The 24,318-nt window shown below is 67.3% G+C and carries 17 protein-coding genes; 5 read left to right on the top strand and 12 right to left on the bottom strand.

The features are described 5' to 3' along the window. Window positions 1-56: 56 nt before the first annotated feature. The 7 genes from LGN19_RS16520 to LGN19_RS16490 form a co-directional block, all read right to left on the bottom strand. The gene (locus LGN19_RS16520) at window positions 57-3,365 is read right to left on the bottom strand and encodes an efflux RND transporter permease subunit (protein WP_175221257.1); all 3,309 of its coding nucleotides are present in this window, start codon (window positions 3,363-3,365) and stop codon (window positions 57-59) included. Between the two features lie 3 nt (window positions 3,366-3,368). Next, window positions 3,369-6,482 carry an MdtB/MuxB family multidrug efflux RND transporter permease subunit gene (locus tag LGN19_RS16515; protein ID WP_174960260.1) on the bottom strand — a complete coding sequence of 1,038 codons (3,114 nt, stop codon included), beginning with the start codon at window positions 6,480-6,482 and terminating at the stop codon, window positions 3,369-3,371. 15 nt (window positions 6,483-6,497) lie between these two features. Continuing rightward, window positions 6,498-7,868, bottom strand: coding sequence for an MdtA/MuxA family multidrug efflux RND transporter periplasmic adaptor subunit (locus LGN19_RS16510; protein ID WP_226216013.1), 1,371 nt, complete (start codon window positions 7,866-7,868; stop codon window positions 6,498-6,500). Window positions 7,869-8,121: 253 nt separating this feature from the next. Beyond that, complete coding sequence (locus LGN19_RS16505; protein ID WP_122944895.1) at window positions 8,122-8,946, bottom strand: IclR family transcriptional regulator; 825 nt, start codon at window positions 8,944-8,946, stop codon at window positions 8,122-8,124. A 674-nt stretch (window positions 8,947-9,620) separates the two neighbouring features. Beyond that, window positions 9,621-11,585 (bottom strand): PhoX family protein, encoded by a 1,965-nt coding sequence (locus LGN19_RS16500; protein ID WP_226216011.1) that lies wholly within the window; start codon window positions 11,583-11,585, stop codon window positions 9,621-9,623. Between the two features lie 159 nt (window positions 11,586-11,744). After that, on the bottom strand, window positions 11,745-12,938 hold the full coding sequence (locus tag LGN19_RS16495; protein WP_122944897.1) for an ammonium transporter: 1,194 nt from the start codon (window positions 12,936-12,938) through the stop codon (window positions 11,745-11,747). A gap of 274 nt (window positions 12,939-13,212) precedes the next feature. Continuing rightward, window positions 13,213-13,548, bottom strand: a complete 336-nt coding sequence (locus LGN19_RS16490; RefSeq protein ID WP_122944898.1) for a hypothetical protein — start codon at window positions 13,546-13,548, stop codon at window positions 13,213-13,215. Between the two features lie 192 nt (window positions 13,549-13,740). Between LGN19_RS16490 and LGN19_RS16485 the strand changes: the two genes are divergently transcribed. From LGN19_RS16485 to LGN19_RS16470, 4 genes are all read left to right on the top strand, one after another. After that, window positions 13,741-14,169, top strand: a complete 429-nt coding sequence (locus LGN19_RS16485; protein WP_122946632.1) for a hypothetical protein — start codon at window positions 13,741-13,743, stop codon at window positions 14,167-14,169. A 90-nt stretch (window positions 14,170-14,259) separates the two neighbouring features. Continuing rightward, window positions 14,260-14,715, top strand: coding sequence for an Rrf2 family transcriptional regulator (locus LGN19_RS16480; RefSeq protein ID WP_174957252.1), 456 nt, complete (start codon window positions 14,260-14,262; stop codon window positions 14,713-14,715). A 131-nt stretch (window positions 14,716-14,846) separates the two neighbouring features. Beyond that, on the top strand, window positions 14,847-15,488 hold the full coding sequence (locus tag LGN19_RS16475; RefSeq protein ID WP_122944900.1) for an NAD(P)-dependent oxidoreductase: 642 nt from the start codon (window positions 14,847-14,849) through the stop codon (window positions 15,486-15,488). Between the two features lie 247 nt (window positions 15,489-15,735). Next, window positions 15,736-16,206: an Lrp/AsnC family transcriptional regulator gene (locus LGN19_RS16470; RefSeq protein WP_011351482.1), complete on the top strand. Its 471-nt coding sequence runs from the start codon at window positions 15,736-15,738 to the stop codon at window positions 16,204-16,206. A 42-nt stretch (window positions 16,207-16,248) separates the two neighbouring features. Here LGN19_RS16470 and LGN19_RS16465 read toward each other — a convergent pair whose 3' ends face one another. From LGN19_RS16465 to LGN19_RS16455, 3 genes are read right to left on the bottom strand one after another with little or no spacing between them, the layout of a single operon-like run. Next, a complete protein-coding gene (locus LGN19_RS16465; RefSeq protein WP_174957251.1) occupies window positions 16,249-17,022 on the bottom strand; it encodes an ABC transporter ATP-binding protein in 774 nt (257 codons plus the stop codon). 4 nt (window positions 17,023-17,026) lie between these two features. Then, window positions 17,027-18,715 carry an ABC transporter permease gene (locus tag LGN19_RS16460; RefSeq protein ID WP_413227211.1) on the bottom strand — a complete coding sequence of 563 codons (1,689 nt, stop codon included), beginning with the start codon at window positions 18,713-18,715 and terminating at the stop codon, window positions 17,027-17,029. Further along, window positions 18,705-19,748, bottom strand: a complete 1,044-nt coding sequence (locus LGN19_RS16455; RefSeq protein WP_226215995.1) for a Fe(3+) ABC transporter substrate-binding protein — start codon at window positions 19,746-19,748, stop codon at window positions 18,705-18,707. Before LGN19_RS16455 ends, LGN19_RS16460 begins: the two co-directional genes overlap by 11 nt. Window positions 19,749-19,990: 242 nt before the next feature. Between LGN19_RS16455 and LGN19_RS16450 the strand changes: the two genes are divergently transcribed. Then, a complete protein-coding gene (locus LGN19_RS16450; RefSeq protein WP_006476417.1) occupies window positions 19,991-20,152 on the top strand; it encodes a hypothetical protein in 162 nt (53 codons plus the stop codon). A gap of 148 nt (window positions 20,153-20,300) precedes the next feature. On the opposite strand, the gene LGN19_RS16445 is transcribed toward LGN19_RS16450, so the two are convergent. Further along, window positions 20,301-21,668, bottom strand: coding sequence for an amino acid permease (locus LGN19_RS16445; RefSeq protein ID WP_122944905.1), 1,368 nt, complete (start codon window positions 21,666-21,668; stop codon window positions 20,301-20,303). A 290-nt stretch (window positions 21,669-21,958) separates the two neighbouring features. Next, entirely contained in the window at window positions 21,959-24,250 is a 2,292-nt protein-coding gene (locus LGN19_RS16440) for an FUSC family protein (RefSeq protein WP_043182124.1), read from the bottom strand. Between the last annotated feature and the right edge of the window lie 68 nt (window positions 24,251-24,318).

Here is a 24,318-nt window from a genome sequence, read left to right as displayed (position 1 = left end):
TCGCCGCCACGGTTCAAGCGCAAAAAAACGGCCGCCTGTCGGGCGGCCGTGTTCCGTTACTCGCCGGCGATGGCCGGCCCGCCCGAATTGCCGCGGCGGTTGCGGCGTTTCTCGCCCCACACGCGGAACCGGTCCATGTACAGGTAGACGACCGGCGTCGTATAGAGCGTCAGCACCTGCGACACGATCAGGCCGCCGGCGATCGCGATCCCGAGCGGCGCACGCAGCTCGGCGCCGTCGCCGCTGCCGAATGCGAGCGGCAGCGCGCCGAGCAGCGCGGCCATCGTCGTCATCATGATCGGGCGGAAGCGCAGCAGGCACGCCTCGTGGATCGCGTCGAACGACGACTTGTGGTTGTTGCGCGTCTGGTCGATCGCGAAGTCGACCATCATGATCGCGTTCTTCTTCACGATACCGATCAACAGGATCACGCCGATCAGCGCGATGATGCTGAACTCGGTCTTGAACAGCAGCAGCGCAAGCAGCGCGCCGACGCCGGCCGACGGCAGCGTCGACAGGATCGTGATCGGGTGGATGTAGCTCTCGTACAGGATCCCGAGCACGATGTAGACGGCCAGCAGCGCCGCGAGAATCAGGATCGGCTGGTCGTTCATCGACTGCTGGAACGCCTGCGCGGTGCCCTGGAAGCTGCCGACGATGGTCGGCGGGACGCCGACCTGCGCCATCGTCTGGTAGATCACCTGCGTCGCCTGCGACAGCGACACGCCGGGCGGCAGGTTGAACGAGATCGTCGTCGCGACGAACAGCCCCTGGTGGTTGACCGACAGCGGTGTCGTGCTCGGCCCGAACGTCGCGATTGCCGACAGCGGGATCATCGTCGACTTCGACGTCGACACCGACGCACCCGACGACGCGCTCGACTTGCCGCTCGCCGCGATCGAGTTGAGCGCCTGGTTGCGCGCGGAGTCGGACGCGATCGCCGCGGCGCTCTGCGTGGCCGTGCCTGCGCTCGACGTGCCGGCGGACGTCGCGACGTAGGTGCCGGCCGCCGCGTTGGTGGTCTGCGAGCCGTTCGCGCTGCCGCCCGACGTGCTGACCCACACCTGGTTCAGCATCTCGGGGCTCTGCCAGTACTTCGGCGCGACTTCCATCACCACGTGGTACTGGTTCAGCGGGTTGTAGATCGTCGAGACCTGGCGCTGGCCGAACGCGTCGTACAGCGTGTTGTCGATCTGCGCGGGCTTGATGCCGAACCGCGCGGCCGTCGCGCGGTCGATCGTCACCATCGCCTCGAGGCCGCCTTGCTGCTGGTCCGAGTTCACGTCTGTCAGCTCGGGCAGCTTCTGCAGCGCCTCGGTCAGGATCGGCCCCCACTTGTACAGGTCGGCGCTCGAATCGCCGAGCAGCGTGAACTGGTACTGCGCGTTGCTCTGCCGGCCGCCGACGCGGATGTCCTGCGCCGCCTGCAGGAACGTGCGGGCGCCCGCGACGTCCGCGAGCGGCGGGCGCAGCTGCTGGATCACCTGGTCGGCCGACAGCTTGCGCTCGGTGCGATCCTTCAGCGTGACGAACATGAAGCCCGAGTTGGTCTGCGTGCCGCCGGTGAAACCCGCGACGCTTTTCACGTTCGGGTTGCTCTGCACGATCCGCATCATCTCGGAGAACTTCAGCTTCATCGCCTGGAACGACGTCGACTGGTCGGCCTGGATGCCGCCGATCATCAGCCCGGTGTCCTGCTGCGGGAAGAAGCCCTTCGGCACGACGATGTACAGGTAGACGTTCAGCCCGATCGTCGCGAACAGGGTCAGCAGGATCAGCAGCGGCCGGCGCAGCGCCCACGACAGCGAGCGCTCGTAGCCGCGCTGCATGCGGCTGAAACAGCGTTCCAGGAATCGCGCGAAGCGGCCTTCGCTCTGCGGTTCATGCGACTCGGGCAGCAGGCGCGCGCACATCATCGGCGTGACCGTGAGCGACACCGCGAGCGACACGGCGATCGCGAGCGACAGCGTCAGCGCGAACTCGCGGAACAGGCGCCCGACGATGCCGCCCATCAGCAGGATCGGCAGGAACACCGCGACGAGCGAAATGCTCATCGACAGCACCGTGAAGCCGACCTCGCGCGCGCCGTCGAACGCGGCCTGCATCCGCGACTTGCCGTTCTCGATGTGCCGCGAGATGTTCTCGAGCACGACGATCGCATCGTCGACGACGAAGCCGGTCGCGACGATCAGCGCCATCAGCGACAGGTTGTCGATCGAGAAGCCGAGCAGGTACATCGCGCCGAACGTGCCGATGATCGAGATCGGCACCGCGACGCTCGGGATCAGCGTTGCGCGCCAGTTGCGCAGGAACAGGAACACGACCATCACGACGAGGCTGACCGCGATCAGCAGCGTGTGCTCCGTGTCCTTCAGCGACGCGCGAATGGTGGTCGAGCGGTCGAGCACGGGCGTGACCGTGATGTCGGCCGGCAGCGACGCGGTGAGCTGCGGCAGCGCCGCGCGCACGCGGTCGATCGTATCGATGATGTTCGCGCCGGGCGAGCGGTAGAGGATCACGAGCACCGCGCGCTTGCCGTTCGACAGGCCGAGGTTGCGGAGATCCTCGACGGAATCGACGACGTCGGACAGGTCGGACAGCCGCACAGCCGCGCCGTTGCGGTACGCGACGACGAGGTCGCGGTACTGCGACGCCTGGGATGCCTGGTCGTTCGTATACAGCTGGTAGCGCTGCGGGCCGAACTCGATCGCGCCCTTCGGCGCATTGGCGTTCGCGGACGCGAGCGCCGCGCGTACGTCCTCGAGGCCGATCCCGTAGTGGAACAGCGCCTGCGGCTCGAGCTCGACCCGCACGGCCGGGTTCGCGGAGCCGCTGACCGACACCTGGCCGATCCCGTCGATCTGCGACAGCGACTGCTGCAGCACCGTCGACGCGGCGTCGTACAGCTTCGCGGGCGACGAGGTCTCCGACGTCAGCGACACGATCATGATCGGCGAGTCGGCCGGGTTGACCTTGCGGTAGGTCGGGTTGCTCTTCAGCGAGGCGGGCAGGTCGGCGCGCGCCGCGTTGATCGCGGCCTGCACGTCGCGTGCGGCGCCGTCGATGTCGCGGTTCAGGCCGAACTGCAGCGTGATCCGCGCATTGCCGACCGTGCTCGTCGATGTCATTTCGGACACGTCGGCGATCGAGCCGAGGTGCCGTTCGAGCGGGCTCGTCACGCTGGTCGCGACGGTCTCGGGGCTTGCGCCGGGCAGCGACGCCTGTACCGAGATGGTCGGGAAGTCGACCTGCGGCAGCGGCGACACCGGCAGCTTGATGAACGCGAACAGGCCCGCGAGCGCGACGCCGATCGCGAGCAGCGTCGTCGCGACGGGGCGGGTGATGAAGGGGCGCGACAGGTTCATCGCTTACGCATCCGTGCGCGAGCCGGCTTGCGGGCCGTGGCGTTCGAACCAGCCGCGCACGCGGCGCGCGAGCGAGTCGAAGCCGAGGTAGATCACGGGCGTCGTGAACAGCGTCAGCACCTGCGACACGATCAGGCCGCCGGCGATCGCGATCCCGAGCGGCTGGCGCAGCTCGGAGCCGGCGCCGGAGCCGACGATCAGCGGCACCGCGCCGAGCAGTGCGGCGAGCGTCGTCATCAGGATCGGCCGGAAGCGCAGCAGGCACGCCTGGTAGATCGCCTCGCGCGGCGGCTTGCCTTCGACGCGCTCGGCCTCGAGCGCGAAGTCGATCATCATGATCGCGTTCTTCTTCACGATGCCGATCAGCAGCACGATGCCGATGATCCCGATGATGTCGAGGTCGTGCCCGGTGATCATCAGCGCGAGCAGTGCGCCGACGCCGGCCGACGGCAGCGTCGACAGGATCGTGATCGGGTGGATGTAGCTCTCGTACAGCACGCCGAGCACGATGTACATCGTGATGACCGCGGCCAGGATCAGGAACAGCTGGTTCGACAGCGATGCCTGGAAGGCGAGCGCCGCACCCTGGAAGCGCGTCTGGAACGACGCGGGCAGGTTGATGTCCTTCTCGGCGGCGTCGATCGCCTTGACCGCCTCGCCGAGCGACGCGCCGGCCGCGAGGTTGAACGAGATGGTGGTCGACGGGAACTGCGACAGGTGCGCGACCAGCAGCGGCGACGGCCGCTCGTGGAACGACGCGATCGACGACAGCGGCACCTGGCCGCCGCCCGCCGACGGCAGGTAGATGTCGTTCAGCGATTGCGCGTAGTGCTGCTCCTTCGGCTCGGACTCGAGAATCACGCGGTACTGGTTCGACTGCGTGAAGATCGTCGACACGATGCGCTGGCCGAACGCGTCGTACAGTGCGTTGTCGACGGTTGCCGGCGTGATGCCGAAGCGCGCGGCACTCGCGCGATCGATCTCGATGTAGACGGACTGGCCGTTGCTCTGCAGGTCGGTCGCGACGTCCGCGAGCGACGGCTCCTGCTGCAGCCGCGCGACGAGCTTCGGCACCCAGGTCGCGAATTCTTCCGAGTTCGGGCTCGTCAGCATGAACTGGTACTGCGTCGGGCTGACGGTCGAGTCGATCGTCAGATCCTGCACCGACTGCATGAAGAGCGAGATGCCGGTGATGTTCGCGACGCGGTGCTGCAGGTCGCGGATGATCTGCGCGGCCGTCTCGGAGCGTTCGTCGCGCGCCTTCAGGTTGATCAGCATCCGGCCGCTGTTCAGCGTGATGTTGCTGCCGTCGACGCCGATGAACGACGTCAGGCTCTCGACGTTCGGATCCTTCAGGATCTCGGCCGCGAGCGCCTGCTGGCGTTCGGCCATCGCACCGTACGAGATCGACTGCGGCGCCTGCGTGATCGCCTGGATCACGCCGGTGTCCTGCGCGGGGAAGAAGCCCTTCGGTACGTAGACGTACAGCAGGCCCGTCAGCCCGAGCGTCAGCAGCGCGACGACGAGCGTCGAGCGCTGGCGGTTCAGCACCCATTCGAGCGCGACCGCGTAGCGCGCGATCACCCAGTCGATCGCCTGGTGCACGCGCGCCTCGAAGCGATGGCTCTCGGGCGGCGGCGAGTGGCGCAGCAGCTTCGCGCACATCATCGGCACGAGCGTGAGCGACACGATCGCCGAGATCACGATCGTTACCGCGAGCGTGATCGCGAATTCATGGAACAGGCGCCCGACCACGTCACCCATGAACAGCAGCGGGATCAGTACCGCGATCAGCGACACCGTCAGCGAGATGATCGTGAAGCCGATCTGCTTCGAGCCCTTCAGCGCGGCCTCGAGCCCTGTTTCGCCTTCCTCGACGTAGCGCGCGATGTTCTCGATCATCACGATCGCGTCGTCGACCACGAAGCCGGTCGCGATGGTGAGCGCCATCAATGACAGGTTGTTCAGCGAGAAGCCGGCCATGTACATCACCGCGAGCGTGCCGATCAGCGACAGCGGCACCGACAGGCTCGGGATGATCGTCGCGTAGATGTTCGCGAGGAACAGGTACATCACCAGCACGACCAGCCCGACCGCGAGCAGCAGTTCGAACTGCACGTCGCGCACGGCGGCACGGATCATTGTCGTGCGGTCGGTGACGATCTGCACGTCGAGCGCGGCCGGCAGCGTTTCCTGCAGCTTCGGCAGCTGCGCCTTGATCGCGTCGACCGTCTGGATCACGTTCGCGCCCGGCTGGCGCTGCACGTTCAGGATGATCGCGGGCTCTTTGTTCACCCACGCGCCGAGCTTGGTGTTTTCCGAGCCGGCGACGACCGTCGCGACATCGGTGAGCATCACCGGGCGGCCGTTCTTGTACGCGACGACCGCGCTGTTGTACTGGTCGGCGCTCGTGAGCTGGTCGTTCGCGTTGATCGTGTATGCGCGCGTCGGGCCGTCGAAGTTACCCTTCGGCGTGTTGACGTTCAGGTTCGAGATCGTCGTGCGCAGGTCGTCGAGGTTCATCCCGTACTGCGCGAGCGCGGTCGGGTTCGCCTGGATGCGCACGGCCGGACGATTGCCGCCCGACAGGCTGACGAGGCCGACGCCCGCAACCTGCGAAATCTTCATCGCGAGGCGCGTGTCGGCGAGATCCTGCACCTGCGTGAGCGGCAGCGTCTTCGACGTGACGGCGAGCGTCAGCACCGGCGCGTCGGCCGGGTTGACCTTCGCGTAGATCGGCGGGGCAGGGAGGTCGGATGGCAGCAGGTTGCCGGCCGCGTTGATCGCGGCCTGCACTTCCTGCTCGGCGATGTCGAGCGGCAGGTCGAGCGAGAACTGCAGCGTGATCACCGACGAGCCGGCCGAGCTCTGCGACGACATCTGGTTCAGCGACGGCATCTGCCCGAACTGCCGTTCGAGCGGCGCGGTGACCGACGAGGTCATCACCTCCGGGCTCGCGCCCGGGTAGAAGGTCTGGACCTGGATCGTCGGATAGTCGACTTCCGGCAGCGCGGCGAGCGGCAGGAAGCGCAGCGCGACGAGACCGGCCAGCATGATCGCCGCCATCAGGAGGGCGGTGCCGACCGGCCGGAGAATGAAGAGGCGGGATGGATTCATCGAGCGGCCCGCGCGTTACTGGGCCGCGGGGGCCGCAGCCTGCGACGCGCCGTGCTTGTGTCCGCCGCGATGGCCGCCGGCGCCCGATGCACCCGACGCCGCACCGGCGCCGCGCGCGCCCGACGCGCCTTTCGGCTTGTCGGCCGGGATCGAGATCGTCGCGCCTTCGCGCAGGCGGTCGGAGCCGTCGGTCACCACGCGCTCGCCGAGCGAGACGCCGCTGACGATGCTCGTGCGTTCGCCGTCGACCGGGCCCGGCGTGACCTTGCGCACCGTCACCGTGTTGTCGGGTTTCACGACGTAGACGAACTGGCCGATCGAGCCGGTCAGCACCGCCGAGGTCGGCACGATCGTCGCGTTGCGCATCACGTCGACGAGCAGGCGCGTATTCACGAACTGATTCGGGAACAGCATGCCTTCCTTGTTATCGAAGTTCGCGCGCAGCTTGACGGTGCCGGTGCTCGTGTCGATCTGGTTGTCGAGCGTCGCGAGCGAGCCCGTTTCGAGCGGCACCGTGTTGTTGCGGTTGTACGCGGTGACCGACAGCTTCTGGCCCGCGTTCACCTGCTTGAGGATCTGCGGCAGGTTGTCTTCCGATGTCGTGAAGATCACGCTCATCGGCTGCAGCTGCGTGATCACGACGAGGCCGTTGGCATCGCCCGGCGTCACGTAGTTGCCGGGGTCGACCTGGCGCAGGCCGACGCGGCCCGACACCGGCGCGGTGATGCGCGCATACGTGAGGTTCAGCTTCGCGGAATCGATCGCGGCCTGGTCGGTCTTTACCGCGCCTTCGTACTGCTTGACGAGTGAAGCCTGCGTATCGACGGTCTGCGACGCGATCGAGTCCTGCGACAGCAGCGTCTGGTAGCGCTTCAGGTCGAGGCGGGCCGTCGCGAGCAGCGCGGAGTCGCGCGCGTGCGTGCCTTCGGCGTTCTCGAGCGACACCTGGTACGGACGCGGGTCGATCTGCGCGAGCAGGTCGCCCTTCTTGACGATCTGGCCTTCCTGGAACGCCACCGATTGCAGGTAGCCGGACAACTGCGTCTTGACCGTCACGTTCGCGAGCGGCGTGACGGTGCCGAGCGCGGACAGCACGATCGGCATTTCGCCTTGCGTCGCGGTCGCGACCTGCACCGGCTGCGGAATGTTCGCCATCGCGGCCGGGCCGCCACGGCCGCGGTGGCCGCCGGCACCCGCGGCGGCGCTTGCGCCCGCGCCGCTCGCGCCTGTGCCGGCCGCCGGCGTGCGGTTCCACGGGTGCCACCACAGCAGACCGCCGATGACGACGACCGCGAGCGCGCCGGCCATCAGCGTGCGGCGCGGGCGCCGCGCGGCGGGGGACGCGGGGTCTTTCGAAGGAGGCGTGGGCTTTTGTTCGTTATCCATCGTGATCTGTCAGGAAGACGGCGCGGCGTGCCGGAAATCGGACTGCTGGGCTGCGCGTGGGCGAGCGGTACCGGGAGGGGGCGCCCGGCTCGGTCCGGGGCCCCGCCGGCCTGCGCGGGAAAAGAGCGGTGCGCACCGCGAATGCGGCGCGACGATGGGCATGATCCTACGTCCCGTCCCCGTTACAGTCCAGTGGTCTATCTTTCAACGGGTTACGGTCGTTACAGAACGCGACAGGACGATGACGAAACGATTACACGCTGACGCGCCGGGCCGGTGCGCCGCCGATTTCGCGGGTGATTTTCGCGATGCATTCGTGCAGTGCCGGCACCACGTGTTCGTGCAGCCATTCGGGCGGGCACTGGTGCGACGCGCCACCGCAATTCACCGAATAGCGCTGGCCCGACGGGCCGACGAAACCGGCCGCGACGGCATTGAGGCCCTCGCGCCATTCGCCGATCGCGATCGCGTGGCCGTCGCGCATCGCGTCGTCCAGCGCGGGGGTCAGGCGGGCGGACACATGCGGCCAGTCGTCGCCCGCGGTGGTGCGCAGCGACTCGAGCAGCAGGCGGCGCTCGTCGTCCTCGAGTGCAGCGAGATAGGCTCGGCCTACCGCGGTGCGCGCGATGTCCATCCGCGAGCCGATCTCGAGGCGCGTGACGAGCACGGCCGAGCGCGGCCGGATCACGTCGATCGCGACCATGTCGAGGCGGTCGCGCACCGCGAGGTGCACGGACAGCGACGTGCGTTCGGCCAGCTCGATCATGAACGGCCGTGAACGCGCGCGAATGTCGAAGTTGCGCAGAAAACCGTGGCTCAGTTCGAGCACCGACGCGGTGAGCACGAAGCGCTCGCTGTCGGGCAACTGGAACAGGAAGCCGGCGCTGACGAGCGTCGCCGTGATGCGCGACACGGTCGGCTTCGGGATGCCGGTCAGTTCGGTCAACTCGCGGTTGCTGACGGGCGCGTCGGCCGCCGCGATGCGACGCAGCACGGCGAGGCCGCGGGCGAGCGCGGTGATCTCGTCGGGCGAGGATTCACGGTCCCGCAACGCGGGAGAGGTTACAGTTGTCGACACGAGGGATTCTCTCTATTTCCGAAACTCGATTTCAATTTTGTTGGTATTGTAGGACTATTGTCAAAGGATGCATGTTCTGCGGCTGAACCGGTCATTGGATGATATTTTACGGGTTCACCCTTGGTTTATTAGGAAAACGCTCAAATGAGCATTGCCAGAAAGTGCATGAACCGGTGCAAATACCGCTTGACTTGTCGGGCGGAAACGGAAAGAATGTCTCACGTTTTCGAAACATCGTTTCAAGAGTTTAACCGGCAACGATGTTTCGCGCAGTCTCTCAGGTTCTAGCACGGCCCTCGGAATGGCTAGAACTTTTTTAGCGCCACGGTCTCCGTGGCGCTTTTTTTTGCCCGTCTTTCCGCTCGTCCGCCCGGACGTGTCAGGCCCGTATTATCCCCCGATCGTCGAAAACCCCCGTTCGAACCCGTGCGGCGTCTGCTTGCGCCTGTTTGCGCGCGCGCTTCGCGCGATTCGCGTGCGCAAAAAAAAGCGCGATGCCCGCATGGGGTATCGCGCATCAAACGGCGTGGAGCGCCGACGAATGAACGGTGATGAAGAAAGGGACGCCCGGTTAGGGACGCCCGGTCAGGGGCGCCCGGCCAGGGACGCCCGGCTAGAGGCGCCCGGTCACGAGCGCTCCCGGCCAGCGGGCAGGCCCGCCTCGCGCGGCCCGGTCAGGCCTTCGCGAGCTTGATGCTGGTCGGCTCGGCCGTCAGGTAGCCGACGCTGGCGCCGAAGCGGTCCTTGAAGTTTGCGCGCACGAGCGGATCGAGCGTCGGCTTGACCTTGTCGTGCAGCGGCGATTCCCAGTCGCCCGCGTGCTGGAAGTTGCTCATGATGTAGGTCCAGCCGTTGATCTCGTCGACCGCGTGCAGGCCGGTCGATTCGGCGCCGGCCGGGCACGACAGCACGCGCACCAGCGACTTCGTGTCGACGTTGTACGCCCACAGGAAGTTGTTCACGTGCATGCCCGAGTCTTCGCCGATGAAGAGCGTGCGCAGCTTTTCGGAGAACTTCAGGTTGTCCGGGTTCGCGATCTTGTCCGGGTTCGCGAGGTTGCCGAGGCCGTCGGCCGCGGCGAGATCCTCGCCGACGAGCGCGGCCGGCGCGCCCATGTCGACCGGCACCCATTCGCTGTCGATCGCGCTGCCCGTCGTGTCGCGCTGGCTGCCCTTCAGGTTCAGCGCATAGACGGCGCCCGCGGCGATCTTCTTGTCGACCGCGACGTCGCGCGACACCGCATTGCCCTTGACCATCGACGTCTCGATCCGCGACATCGCCGTGTAGACGATCTTGTCCTTCGCGTTCACGGTCGTGCCTTCGAGCTTCGTGAAGGCCATGCTGCCGCCGAGCAGCGCCGCGTAACGGTGCGTCTCGAGGAACGCGGCCGCCTTTTCCATCCCCGGCTTCACGCGCATCCAGTTGAACTTGCCGCCGAAGTGGATCTTCGTGTAGCTCGGATCGTTCGGGTCGGTGGTCGTCAGGTCCATGATGTCCGACGCCTTCAGCGTGTTCGCGAGCGCTTCGATCTCGCTGCTGGTCGCGTGGCCGATCTTGATCCACGTGAGCGTCGCGGTGCCCGCGCCGGCGGACGACGTCTGCGTCCACTTCGCGACGTACAGCGTGCCGGCCGACAGGTCGGCCGCCTTGTCGGCGACGAACATGAACAGGCCGCCGTTGGTCGCGTCGTCACCCATCATCACGGTGCGCTGGTCCGGCATCACCTGGATCAGCTCGTGCGAAATGCGGCCGAGGCAGTAGTGCTTCTTCACGGTGCCCGTGCCGTCCGCGTTCACGGTGATCTCGGGCAGGTGGCCGTAGTGGTAGGGGTTCGCCTTCGTCTCGTCGCCGAACGTGTTCTTGCTGAATGCCTTGAACTGCGCGTCGGTCGCGATCTTCGTCGCGTCCGGCTCGTACTCTTCGCTCGACAGGTGCGTGCCCCACGGCGACAGGCTCGCGCCGCAGGTGATCCACAGGCCGTGCGCCTTCGACGTGTCGACGTTGTGGTACTTGACGACCTTCAGCGCGCCATTGGCCGGATCCTGGTCGAGCGTCACCACCGCGATCGGCGACGGCAGCTGGCCGTACTGCGATGCGCTGGCCTGGTCGCGCGTCGTGTATTCGAACTGCACGACGGCGAACACCGTGTTGCCCTTCACGCCGGGCACGTTCGCGTTCTTCAGCGTCAGCAGCGAGCTGCCGTCCGGGCAGTCGGAATAGAACTGGCGCTCCTTGCCGGCCACCGAGCGGTCGATGATCGGCTGGTTGTTGATGTCGTAATAGCCGCCCGCGAGCGTCGTGCCACCCTTGCCGTCCGGCACCATGTCGCCCGTCACGAAGAACGGCCGGTACGCCAGCTTGAAGTTGCGCGCCGAGCCGTCCGAGAACGACACCGACAGCGTCGAGCCGACCGTCGTCGTGGCCATCGCGGCCGCGTTGTCGAGCGAGGGCGCGGCCATTGCCGAGAACGTCGCCGACGTGTACGCGGCCGCGACCGGGGCCGGCGTCGACGCCGGATTGTCGTCGCCGCCGCAACCCGTCAGCAGGGCCGGCAGTGCGAGGCCGGAGAGGGGAAGCATCGGCGCGCCGGCGAGGATCTTCAGGGCCTGACGACGGGAAGCATTGGGCAACGCGGGCATGTGGAGTCCAGTTTCAGTTGTTGGAAGCATGGCCTTCGCGAAGCAGGCGTTCGGCAAGCTTTGCGAAGGCAAATTGAAAACTGGATCGAAGTGTAAGGACGCTCGATGAAAGTTTTTTGAATTGAAAACGTAATGATGCGTAGGGCGTTCGTCAGACGCTCAATCGCGTTCGGGCGTCGCCGAGATGCGGTGGATCGACAGGTCCGCGCCGTCGAACTCGGCTTCGCGGTCGAGGCGCAGCCCGACGGTCGCTTTCAGTGCGCCGTAGACGAGCGTGCCGCCCGCGGTCGCGATCGCGATGCCGCCGAGCGTACCGATCAGCTGCGACATGAACGACACGCCGCCGAGCCCGCCGAGCGCGGGCAGGCCGAACACGCCGGCCGCGAGGCCGCCGAGCGCGCCGCACATGCCGTGCAGCGGCCACACGCCGAGCACGTCGTCGATGCGCCACTTGTTCTGCACGCAGGTGAACATCGCGACGAACAGCGCACCGGCCGCGGCGCCCGTGACGAGCGCGCCGATCGGGTGCATCACGTCGGAGCCCGCGCACACCGCGACGAGGCCCGCGAGCGGCCCGTTGTAGGTGAAGCCCGGGTCGTTGCGGCCGGCCATCCACGCGGCGAGCGTGCCGCCGACCATCGCCATCAGCGAGTTCACTGCGACGAGGCCGCTGATCTTGTCGAGCGTCTGCGCACTCATCACGTTGAAGCCGAACCAGCCGACCGCGAGCACCCACGCGCCGAGCGCGAGGAACGGGATGTTCGACGGCGGGTGCGCGGCGATCCGGCCGTCCTTCGCATAGCGGCCGTGGCGCGCGCCGAGCAGCAGCACGGCCGGCAGCGCGACCCAGCCGCCGAACGCGTGCACAACGACCGAGCCCGCGAAATCATGGAACGGTGCACCGAACGCGTGCGTGAGCCAGGCCTGCACGCCGAAGCGGTTGTTCCACGCGATTCCTTCGAAGAACGGATAGATGAAGCCGACGATGATCAGCGTCGCGACGAGCTGCGGATTGAATTTCGCGCGCTCGGCGATGCCGCCGGACACGATCGCGGGGATCGCCGCCGCGAAGGTCAGCAGGAAGAAGAAGCGCACGAGCGCGTAGCCGCTGTGCTGCGACAGCGTGCCGATGTCGTCGAAGAACTCGACGCCGTACGCGATCGTGTAGCCGATGAAGAAATACGCGAGCGTCGACACCGAGAAGTCGACCAGGATCTTCACGAGCGCGTTGACCTGGTTCTTCTTGCGGACCGTGCCGAGTTCGAGAAATGCAAAGCCCGCGTGCATCGCGAGCACCATGACGGCGCCGATCAACAGGAACAGTGTGTCGACGCCGGATTTCAGACCATCCATGCCGTGGCTTCCTTGCGCAAAAAACGGGCAAGGAACGCAAGTATCGAGCCAACTTGGTGAACGGCTGCGTGGAGTTGGTGCTTCAACACCGCGTGGTGCGGTATTCCGGTGAATCGTGCACGGGAAGGGGGCGCGGCCGGTGCAGGGCGGGTTCGATGCCCGGTGCACGCGCGTGGTGCGGTGCGTGCGGAACTGGTGCGTGTGACGTGCCGATTGGTGCGGCGTGGTGCGTGATGGTGCGCGATGGTGCGTGGCTGCGCACCGTTCCGGCGAGTCAGTGGCGTGGGAACAGCAGGGGCGGCCGGCGCAGCCGCAGCGCGCACGCCGACCAGTAGGCGGCGACGGTCGTCAGCCCGAGCGCGGCAAACGCGAGCGCGGCGAAGCCCGCAAGCGACTGGCCGTCGGCGGTGGGGCCGAGGATGCCTTCGGCGACGATCAGCGCGGCCGTCCAGAAGCCGATCACGGCCTGCGTGAGCAGGCGCGCGGACGCGACGCGGCGCGGGCGCCCGGATGCGGCCAGGCGGCGCGCCGACGGCGGGCGCAGGCACAGGAACAAGGTGGCGGCGAGCACGGCGGCTAGCGCGATGAGCCAATCGACGAGGAAATTCATGAGAAAAAGGGGCAGGTCCGAAGCGGATTGAAGCGTGCCTACTTTAGTGTTCTCGCGCGTACGATTGAATCAGACGAGTCCGAAATTGAAAGCCATTTTTAATAACGGCGCGTGATTGGCCCTGTTCCACAGGCGGTATCATCGACGTCGGTCCAACCACGAGGCCGCGCGATGCGCGGCCGGAGATTGCTGATGAACATGAAGACTTCGCGGGCGCGTCGCGTGCCCGGGTCCGTACTGGCGGCCGTGGCCGCCGGTGCGCTGCTGTTGCTCGCGGGCTGCGAGAAGTCCGGTACGCCGGTCACGCAACCCGATACGGCCGCGAGCGCGGCCGCGGATGCCGCGAACAATGCGGCCAAGGCGCTCGACCAGGTGGCGAGCACGGTCAACCAGCAGATCAACGCCGCGAAGGCCGGCATCGCGTCCGCGGCGTCGGCCGTGCCGCCGCTGTCCGCGAGCGGCCTTGCGTCCGCCGCGCAGGCGCAGATCGACGCAGCCGCTTCCGCGGTTGTCGCGCATGCGGCTTCCGAAGCCGGCGCGCAGATCGCGGAAGCCGGCAAGAAGCTCCAGCAGTGGAGCAAGCAGAACGCCTCGGGCGCCAAGCCCGCGAGCGGAGAGTGACGCGGGCTTGCATGATCCGCGAAATGTAATTATGATGGTTACACATGTCGCCGGCTGCGGGACGGGCCGGCGTCGTCAAGTGAGTGAGGAATGAATACCAGCAGCCGGTTCGCGTTTGCCGTCCACGTGCTTGCCTTGCTGTCGATGCAGGAGGGCGCACCGCTGTCGTCCGACATCATCGCGGGCAGCGTGAACACGAATCCGGCGCTGATCCGCCGGTTGCTGTCGATGCTGGCGGCAGCCGGGCTGACCACGTCGCAACTGGGTGCGGGCGGCGGTGCGCTGCTGGCGCGCGAGCCCGGCGCGATCACGCTGCTCGACGTGTATCGCGCGGTCGACGATGCGCAACTGTTCGCGCTGCACCGCGAGGCGCCGAATCCCGCGTGTCTCGTCGGGCGGCACATCCAGGGCGCGCTGATCGACTATATTGGAGATGCGCAGCGTGCGATGGAAGCATCGCTTGCCACGCGCACGCTGGCCGACGTCACGGCCGACGTGCTCGATCTGGAGCAGCGCACGCAACAGGCGGCGCGCGCCGGCGGGTGACCGGCGGCAGGGCAGGAAGCCGGGCGGCGCGATACGCGCGGCGGCCGGCGCAACGGGGGCTTTGCCCCGTTTTTTTTTCGGTCTTATATGTAATTAACTGTGTTACATATTTTTCTTACTGGAGAATCGATATGACGCAACGTACTTTGAATATCGCGCTGTTCGGCGCCACCGGCACGATCGGCTCGCGCATCGCCGCGGAAGCCGCACGACGCGGCCATCGCGTGACCGCGCTGTCGCGCCATCCGGGCGCGGCCGGCGACGGCATCACCGCGAAGGCGGCCGACCTGTTCGACGCTGCCAGCATCGCGGCCGCGCTGCCGGGCCATGACGTCGTCGCGAGCGCATACGGTCCGAAGCAGGACGATGCGGCGAAGGTCGTCGCGGCCGCGAAGGCGCTGGTCGCCGGCACGCGCCAGGCGGGGCTGAAGCGGCTCGTGGTGGTGGGCGGTGCCGGTTCGCTCGAAGTCGCGCCCGGCAAGCAGCTCGTCGACAGCGAAGGGTTCCCGGAAGCGTACAAGGCGGTCGCGCTCGCGCACCGCGACGCGTTCGACTACCTGAAGACGGTCGACGATCTCGACTGGACCTTCTTCGCGCCGGCTGCGCTGATCGCCCCGGGCGAGCGGACGGGTACGTTCCGCACGGGTGCCGGCAAGCTGATCGCGGACGCGCAAGGCAACAGCAAGATCTCGGCGGAAGACTACGCGATCGCGTTCGTCGACGCGCTCGAGCAAGACAGCTTCGTGCGCGAGATCGCGACGGTCGCGTATTGAGCGGCGTGCCGGCCGGCGGCGCGAGCGCGCCGGGCCGGCCGCGACATGCAGGAACACCAGGCGATTCCACCCTGATGGGCGGGATCGCCTGTTTCGTTTGGAGCGGGTCACGTGCCGGCGGATTCGTTCATGCCATGCGCGTACCGGATCGGTATTTATACCGGTCGACGCGGCGAGCCGGTTTTCATATTGTTCCCCGTTGTGCAGGATGCATAGAATAAATTTCTATCTACGAGGGACTGGAGAAATGGACGCCATCGATCGCAAGCTGCTGGAGCTCTTGCAGGCGGATGCCACGCTGCCGATCGCGGAACTGGCGCAGCGCGTGAACCTGTCGCAGACGCCGTGCTGGAAGCGCGTGCAGCGGCTCAAGGAAACCGGCGCGATTCGCGCGCAGGTTGCGCTATGCGATCCGCGCAAGCTCGGGGTCGGCACGACCGTGTTCGTCGCGATCCGCACGAACCAGCACACCGAGGAATGGGCGCAGCGTTTCACGCAGGCCGTGCGCGATATGCCGGAAGTGGTCGAGGTGTACCGGATGAGCGGCGAGACCGACTATCTGCTGCGCGTCGTGGTGGCCGGCATCGACGATTACGACCGCGTCTACAAGCAGCTGATTCGCGCGGTGCCGCTGTTCGACGTCAGCTCGTCGTTCGCGATGGAGCAGATCAAGTATTCGACCGCGCTGCCCGTGCGCGATCTTGCCGAGCCGGCGTAGCGCGGCAATGAGACGACGCGGGCGCGCATCGCGCCCGCGGGTTCAGCGGCCGCGCGCCAGTGCGCGCGCGCGTTCGTCGGCCAGCGCGTCGCGGCGCACGAAATCCGCGACGAACGGGCTGGCCGGATGGTGATGCAGCGCGTACGGCGTATCCCATTGCGCGAGCTGGCCGTCCTTCATCACGCCGATCCGGTCGGCGATCGCAAATGCTTCGGCCTGGTTGTGCGTGACGAGGATCGCGGTGTGGCCCGTGCGTTTCAGGATGTCGCGCAGCTCGAACGCGAGCCGCTCGCGCGTATCGACATCGAGATTCGAGAATGGCTCGTCGAGCAGCAGGAGTTCCGGCGATGGCGCGAGTGCACGCGCGAGTGCAACGCGCTGCTGCTGGCCGCCCGACAGTTCGTGCGGATACGCGTTGCCGGAATCGGCGAGGCCGACGAGGTCGAGCATCTCCGCGACGCGCAGGCGCCGTTCGGCCTTCGGCATCCTCCGCAGGCCGAACGCGACGTTGTCCGCCGCGCTCAGGTGCGGGAACAGCGCGTAATCCTGGAACATCATGCCGATGCGGCGCCGCTCGGGCGGCACGTCGAGCGACGGCGCCGCGACGGGCGTGCCGTCCAGCACGATGCGCCCCATGCGCACCGGTTCGAAGCCGGCGATCGCGCGCAGCACGGTGGTCTTGCCGCAGCCCGACGCACCGAGCAGGCAGCCGATGTCGCCGCGCGGCAGCGCGAGGCTCAGCCCGTCGACCACGGTGCGGCGGCCGTGTGGCGTGTCATAGGCGAGGCAGAGGTCATCGAGTTCGAGCAGGTTCACGGTGTCAGGCTCCGATCTTGTGGCGGGTGCGGGCGAGCAGGATCACGGGCACGAGCCCGGCCAGCACGATCGCGAGCGCGGCGACCGCGCCTTCCTCATAGGTGCCGCGCGCGGCTTCCGCATACAGCCAGGTTGCGAGCGTGTCGAAGTTCAGCGGACGCAGCAGCAGCGTCGCCGGCAGTTCCTTCATTGCGTCGACGAACACCAGCAGCGCGCTCGTCGTGAGCGCGGGCCGCAGCAGCGGCAGGTGCACGCGGCGCAGCGTGCCGCCGGCCGTCTCGCCGAGCGAGCGCGCCGCCTGTTCGAGCGACGGCGGGATGCGCGCGAGGCCGGCCTCGATGCTGCCGGCCGGGATCGCGAGAAAGCGCACGGTATAGGCGATCACGAGCGCGGCCGCCGAGCCCATCAGCAGCAGCCCGTCGCGGCCGAGCGCCGCGCCGAACAGCCGGTCGGCCGCCGCGAACGGGATCAGCAGGCCGATCGCGAGCACGGTGCCCGGCACCGCATAGCCGAGGCTCGCGATGCTCGCGCACACGCGGGCCGGGCCCGCGCGGGCGCTGTCGCGTTGCGCGCGTGCGGCCCAGGCGACGACGAGCCCGCACACGAGCGTCGCGACGGTGGCGGCGGTGGCGATCGTCAGCGTGTTCGCGAGCCCCGTCAGCAGTTGCGCGGACACGCCGCCGACCAGATGCAGCCGCTTGGCTGTCTCGATCGCGAGGTACGCGGCCGGTGCGCCGAAGCCGAGCAGCACCGGCAGCCAGCCGAGCACGGCGGCGCCGAATGCAGCGGTGCCCGTCAGGCGGCGCGGCGCGATCGGCCGCATGCGCCGGCCATGCGCATAGCGCTGGCGGCGGCGCCCGTAGCGTTCGAGCACGATCATGCCGACGACGATCGCGAGCATCGCGAGCGCGATCTGGGAGGCGCCGGCAAGATCGGAGCGCGTGATCCAGGTCGTGTAGACGGACACGGTCAGCGTCTGCACGCCGAGGAATTCCGACGCGCCGATATCGTTCAGCGTTTCGAGCAGCGCGAGGCTCACGCCGACCGCGATCGCGGGCCGCGCGAGCGGCACGACGACGCGCCAGAACGTGGCGATCCGTCCCGCGCCGAGCGTACGCGCGGCTTCGAGCAGGCTCGCGGACTGCGTGACGAACATCGCGCGCGTGCTCAGGTAAACATACGGATACAGCACGAAGCCGAGCACGAAGATCGCGCCGGGCAGCGAGCGCAGGTCGGGCAGGCGGAACTGGCGCGGGCTGTCGAAGCCGAGCAGCCAGCGGACTGCACCCTGTACCGGGCCGATCGGGTGCAGCAGGTCGAGATACGCGAACGCGACGATGTAGGTGGGAACGGCCAGCGGCAGCAGCAGCGCCCACGTGAGCATCCGGCGGCCGGGAAAGTCGTATGCGGTGACGAGCCATGCGCAGCCCGTGCCGACGATCGACACGATCGCGCCGACGCCCGCGAGCAACAGCAACGTATTGACGAGCGCCTGCGGCAGCACGAATTCGGCGAGATGGCGCCAGTGCGCGAGATCGGCGTCGAACGCGGCGGCCACGAGCACCGCAAGCGGCGCCGCGACCGCCGCGGCGATCGCCAGCGCCGCGATCAGCCACAGGCTGCCCGCGCGCGGCAGCAGGCGCGGCCGGCATGACGCGCGGCGCGCGCCGGCGGTCGTTGCGTCAGTTGTCAAAACCGACCTTGTCGACTAGCTGGCTCGCCTGCTTGCGATGCTTCGCGATGTCCGCCAGCGGCAGCGGGTCGATCTTCAGCGTGCCGAAGCTGGCGATCACCGGGTCGAGCTTCACGTTCGCGCGCACCGGATATTCGTAGTTCGCCTGCGCATACAGCGCCTGCGCTTCCGGCGACACGAGGTATTCGAGCAGCTTCACCGCGTTGGCCTTGTGTGGCGCGTGCTTCGCGACCGTCGCGCCGCTGATGTTGACGTGCGTGCCGCCACTCTTCGCGTTCGCGAACGTCGGGCGCACGACCTTGATCGCGTCGCCCCACTTGCGCGCATCGCTGCCGGGCTCCGCATTCTTCATATGACCGACGTAGTAAGCGTTCGCGAGGCCGACGTCGCAGATGCCGCCGAGGATGTCGCGCGCGACGTCGCGGTCGCCGCCCGTTGCCTTGCGCGCAAGGTTCGCCTTCACGCCGCGCAGCCACTTCTCGGTCGCCGCTTCGCCGTCGTGCGCGATCATCGCCGCGACGAGCGCCGTGTTGTACGGATGCTGGCCCGAGCGGATGCAGACCTTGCCCTTCCATTTCGGATCGGCGAGATCCTCGTAGCGGAACGCGTCGACCCTCAGGTCTTTCTCGACGTACAGCACGCGGTCGCGCAGCGACAGCGCGTACCAGTCGCCGTTCGCACCGCGCAGGTTCGCGGGAATCGCGTCGTCGAGCGCCTTCGAGCGCACCGGCTGCGTGAGCCCGCCGTCGACGAGATCGAGCAGGTTGCCGACGTCGACCGTCATCAGCACGTCGGCCGGCGACTGCGCGCCTTCCGCCTTCACGCGCTCGAGCAGGCCGTCCTTCACGAACACCGTGTTGACCTTGACGCCGCTCTGCTTCGTGAACGCGTCGATGAGCGGCTGGATCAGCTTCGGTTCGCGAGTGGTGTACAGGCTCACTTCCTCGGCTGCCTGGGCCAGCGGCGCGAAAGCGGCGGCGGCGAGGGCGAGGGCGCCGGCAAGCGGCAGCAGGCGGGTGCGCGGATTCGACATGGAGACTCCGGAGGGGCAGGTGGACGAAGGGAGCGTTCCGGGGCGCGCCTGCCGCCCGAGCGACCCGAAACATTACAAAATGAAAGACTGGAGATTCTAGATCGAAATGGGAACGATTATCAAATGAAAGCTTGCTAGGGGCGGGAGGAGGCGGGGGATGGGGATCGGAAACGGCGCGTCGCAGCGGGCGCGCAAGCGCGTAGAATGCCCGCTTCGATGAATTTGACGGAGTCGCCCCGACCATGAACGATCAGCGCAAGAAGAACCCTGTCCGCAACGTGAGCATCCTGATCGTCGTGGCCGTGCTGCTCGTGATCGGGACGATCCTGTACAACGCGATTTCGCAGAAGCACGCGTACGACGAGGCCCATCCGGCCGAGGCCGCGAGCGCGGCGTCGCACTGACGTGCCGATGCGCGGCCCGGCGGGCCGCGCACGTGGTGGGGATGTGAAGGGGATGAATCCCCGGTTGTTGCTGCGGCGGATGCCGCGCGGAGCCGGGGAAGAAGCGGGCGCCGGAACCGGCGCGCCGCGTACGCAGGTCAGCCGTGCGTCAACGTGACGCAGGGGCGAACTTCGGGCGGATCCGTGCGTAGAACACGGCCGCGAGCAGCGCGAGCCAGGCCGCGCCGACATACAGCGCGATGCGCGTGTCCTCGAACCAGCCGAGCATCACGATCACGAAGCCCATGAACGCGATCGTCAGGGCCGGCGCGACCGGCCACAACGGCACCTTGAACTTCAGCGCCGCGACTTCGGCGTTCGACAGCCGGCGACGCATCGCCACCTGCGACAGCAGGATCATCAGCCACACCCACACGGTGGCGAACGTTGCGATCGCCGCGACCATCAGGAACACGTCCTTCGGCATCAGGTAGTTGAGCAACACGCCGACGAGCAGCGCGACCGCCATCACGAGCACCGTGACCCACGGCACGCCGTGCCGCGACGTCGTCATCAGCACGCGCGGCGCCTGGCCTTGCCGTGCCATCCCGAACATCATCCGGCCCGCGCCGAAGATATCGCTGTTGATCGCGGAGATCGCCGCGCTGATCACGACGAGGTTGAGGATCGTTGCAGCCGACTTCACGCCGAGTGCCGAGAAGATCTGCACGAACGGGCTGCCGTCGCCGCCGACGCCCGTCCACGGGCTGATCGACATCAGCACGACCATCGTCAGCACGTAGAACAGCAGGATGCGCGCGGGCACCGCGTTGATCGCGCGCGGAATCACGCGCTCCGGATCTTTCGCCTCGCCGGCGCTCATCCCGATCACCTCGATCCCGCCGTACGCGAAGATCACGACCGACAGCGACGCGATCAGCCCGCCAATGCCGTTCGGCAGGAAGCCGCCGTGGTTCCACAGGTTCGCGAACGTCGGCACGTCGGCCGAGTGGCCGAAGTGCATGCCGGTCAGCAGGATCGCGACGCCGCCGCCGATCATCGCGACGATCGCGCCGACCTTGATGATCGACAGCCAGAACTCGAGCTCGCCGAACACCTTCACATGGCACAGGTTCAGCCCACAGATGATCGCGACGACGCCGAGCACCCAGATCCATTGCGGGACATCCGGAAACCAGAAGCCCATGTAGATGCCGAACGCGGTGATGTCGGCGATCGCGACGATCACCATTTCGAGCGTGTAGGTCCAGCCGGTGACGAATCCGGCGAACGGGCCGAGGTTCTCGGTCGCGTAATGGCCGAACGAGCCGGCGACGGGTTCGCGCACGGCCATCTCGCCGAGCGCGCGCATCACCATGTAGACGGCCGCGCCGCCCAGGATGTACGCCAGGATCACGGCCGGGCCCGCGAGCTGGATCGCGGACGCCGAACCGTAGAACAGGCCCGTGCCGATCGCCGAACCCAGCGCGAGAAAGCGGATGTGCCGCGCGCTCAGATGGCGCTGCAAGTTTTTCATCGAGTCTCCGATATCGTTATGCGACGGACCGGGCGGGCGGGGCCGATCCGATTGGCTCAAGTTGTCTATACAACTTAAATGTGAACGAATGATAACAAGCCGGACCGGGTGACCGGAATCGGGTATTCCCTGACTGGCGCGACGGGCGCAATAGGGGGCTGGGCGGTCGCGCGGCGAGGGCGCAGGCCGCGTGGAACGGGCGGGTCATGCTTCGGGGATCACTGAATCGGGGAGCACCGGGGCCGATCCGCGGCATGCGCGGGCCGGCCACCGGCGGGGTCAGGCCGCGCTCAGGCGGGCAGACGGATCACGCTTGCATCCTTGCGGATCAGCAGCGAAGACGCCAGCATCTGCTTGCATTGGTGCGCGAGCACCTTCAGGTCGTGCGTGAGCTCGGCACCCACCGCATCGGATTTCTCCGCGGACACGACCATCGCATCGAGGTCGCGCGTGATCTGCTTCGACGCGTCGAGCTGATCCGCGGGCGGCGGCTCGCCGGCCTCGGCCTTCTCGAGATTGTCGAGCACCGCGGCGAGGCCGCGATGCAGCGCGTCGTCGTGGAGGATACTGCCGTCGGCTGCACAGGCCGTGCGGATCAGCGGCGCGGCGGCCGTGATCTGCGCGCCGAGCACGTGGGTCTGCACGAGCAGGTCGTTCAGTTCGGGCACGAAGCGCTGGTGCGCCTTCGGTTCGATCATCATCCGCTGGAATGCCTGCCCGAGATTCGCGAACGCGATGTGCACGTCCTTGCGCGCGAGGCGGTAGCGGTAGTCGTCGTCGAGCGTCGTGGCCGGCGTCTCGATGGCCGCGGCGACGACCGGCACCACGGCCGCGCCGTCGGCGGCCGGCACCGGCGGCGGCGACATGCCGCGCCCGGCGCGCCACACGGCTTCGAAATACTTGCGGGTGGCGGTGAGCATGTCGGCGACCTGCTTGCCCATCAGCCGGTATTCCCAGTACGGGAACAGCCGGCTCGCGGCGATCGCGATCATGCAGCCGACCACCGTGTCGATCGCGCGCTCGCCGATGATCCGCATGCTGCCCGGCGCGAGCAGGTGGAACATCAGCAGCACGTACGACGACGTGAACACGACGCTCGCCGCGTAGTTGAACAGCAGCAGGCTGTAGCTCATCACCATCGACCCGAACATGATCGCGATCAGCAGGTGCGGCTCCTTCACCGTGTAGATCAGCGCGATGCTCGCCGCGCAGCCGATCAGCGTGCCGATGATCCGCTGCGCGTTGCGCTGCTTGGTGAGCGAGTAGCCGGGCTTCAGGATGATGATGGTCGTCATCACGATCCAGTACGCGTTCGTGAGCGGCAGCAGGCGGCCGAGCCAGAACCCGACCGCCACCGCGATCGTCACGCGCAGCGCGTGGCGAAAGCTCGGCGAGCGCATGTTCAGGTTCGAGAAGATCAGGAGCGGCGACATCCGGCGGCGCTGCAGGAAGCGCGTGAGCGCCTTGTCGATCTTCAGTTCGGTTTGCTGCGGATCGGCGTGGCCCGACAGGTTGCGGCGCATCCGGTCGATCAGGCGCGTCGCGCTCCAGATGCGCCGGAACGTGGCGAGCACGGCCGCATACGCCTCCGCGTTGGTGGCCGCGAAGTTCTTCTTGCGCATCAGCTCGATCTCGTACTCGATCGCGCGCAGTTCGGCCTTCACGCTGATCCGCGAATGCGGCGCGCGGTTCTCGAGCACCGCGAGGCCGATCTCCTCGAGATCGGCGGCTGCCTTGCAGATCAGGTCGCGATAGAAAATGATCAGATCGGAGCCGCCGAACGTATTGCGCACCAGCGGGTAGTCGGTATGCGCGCCGACGAACAGCTCGTGCAGGTCGACGCTGTTGATGAACAGGTTGTACATCGTCGTGCGGCCGGGGTCGAGCTTGCCGCGCCGCAGCTTCGGCAGGTTGCGCAGCACGATGTCGCGCGCGGTTTCCTGCGTTTCGACCGCGGTGATCTGCCGGGCGACGAGATTGCGGTAGCACTCGTCGAGATCGGCATCGAGATCGTAGAACTGTGCGCGCGCGAGCAGGTAGTCTGCGCAGGCGAACAGGCTCTCGGCGAGTGCTTGCTGCTCGATCCGGCGCGCCTGCCATTGCGACACGAGCGTGGCCCAGTACGTGTACCAGAGGCCGCCCGCGAGAATCCAGCCGGCGTTGATGAACGCCTGCAGCGGCGTGAACTTCTCCTCGAGCGTCATCACCATCATGAACAGCGTCGCGAAGCTGATCTGCGGCCAGCGGTTGCCGTACACGACGATCAGCGACAGCACGAAGGTGAGCGGCACGATGGCGAGCCACAGCACGAAGATGTTCGGTGTCGCGAGGCCGGTGGCGAGCGCGGCCAGAAAACCGATCACGCTGCAAGCGAGCATTTCGTTGTGCTTGTACTTGAGCGGGCCCGGCATGTCGACGACGCAGGCGCCGAGCGCGCCCGTCGAGATCGTGAAGCCGAGCTCCCGGTTGTGAAACACGATCAGGCACAGCACGGCCGGCAGCGAGACGCCGACCGCGATCCGCAGGCCGCCGAAAAAGTACTGGCTGTAGAAAAACTTTCTGATTTCGACCGAATAGCGCATCGATGGGCTGAATGGCAGACGAAGACGCCCGGGGGCGGCATCTTGACTGGCGACGAGTCTATCGTATT

It is taken from the genome of Burkholderia sp. AU30198 (assembly GCF_020419825.1).
GTDB lineage: Bacteria > Pseudomonadota > Gammaproteobacteria > Burkholderiales > Burkholderiaceae > Burkholderia.
Note: the sequence above shows the minus strand (reverse complement) of the source record. Positions and strands in the feature narration are given on the sequence as shown.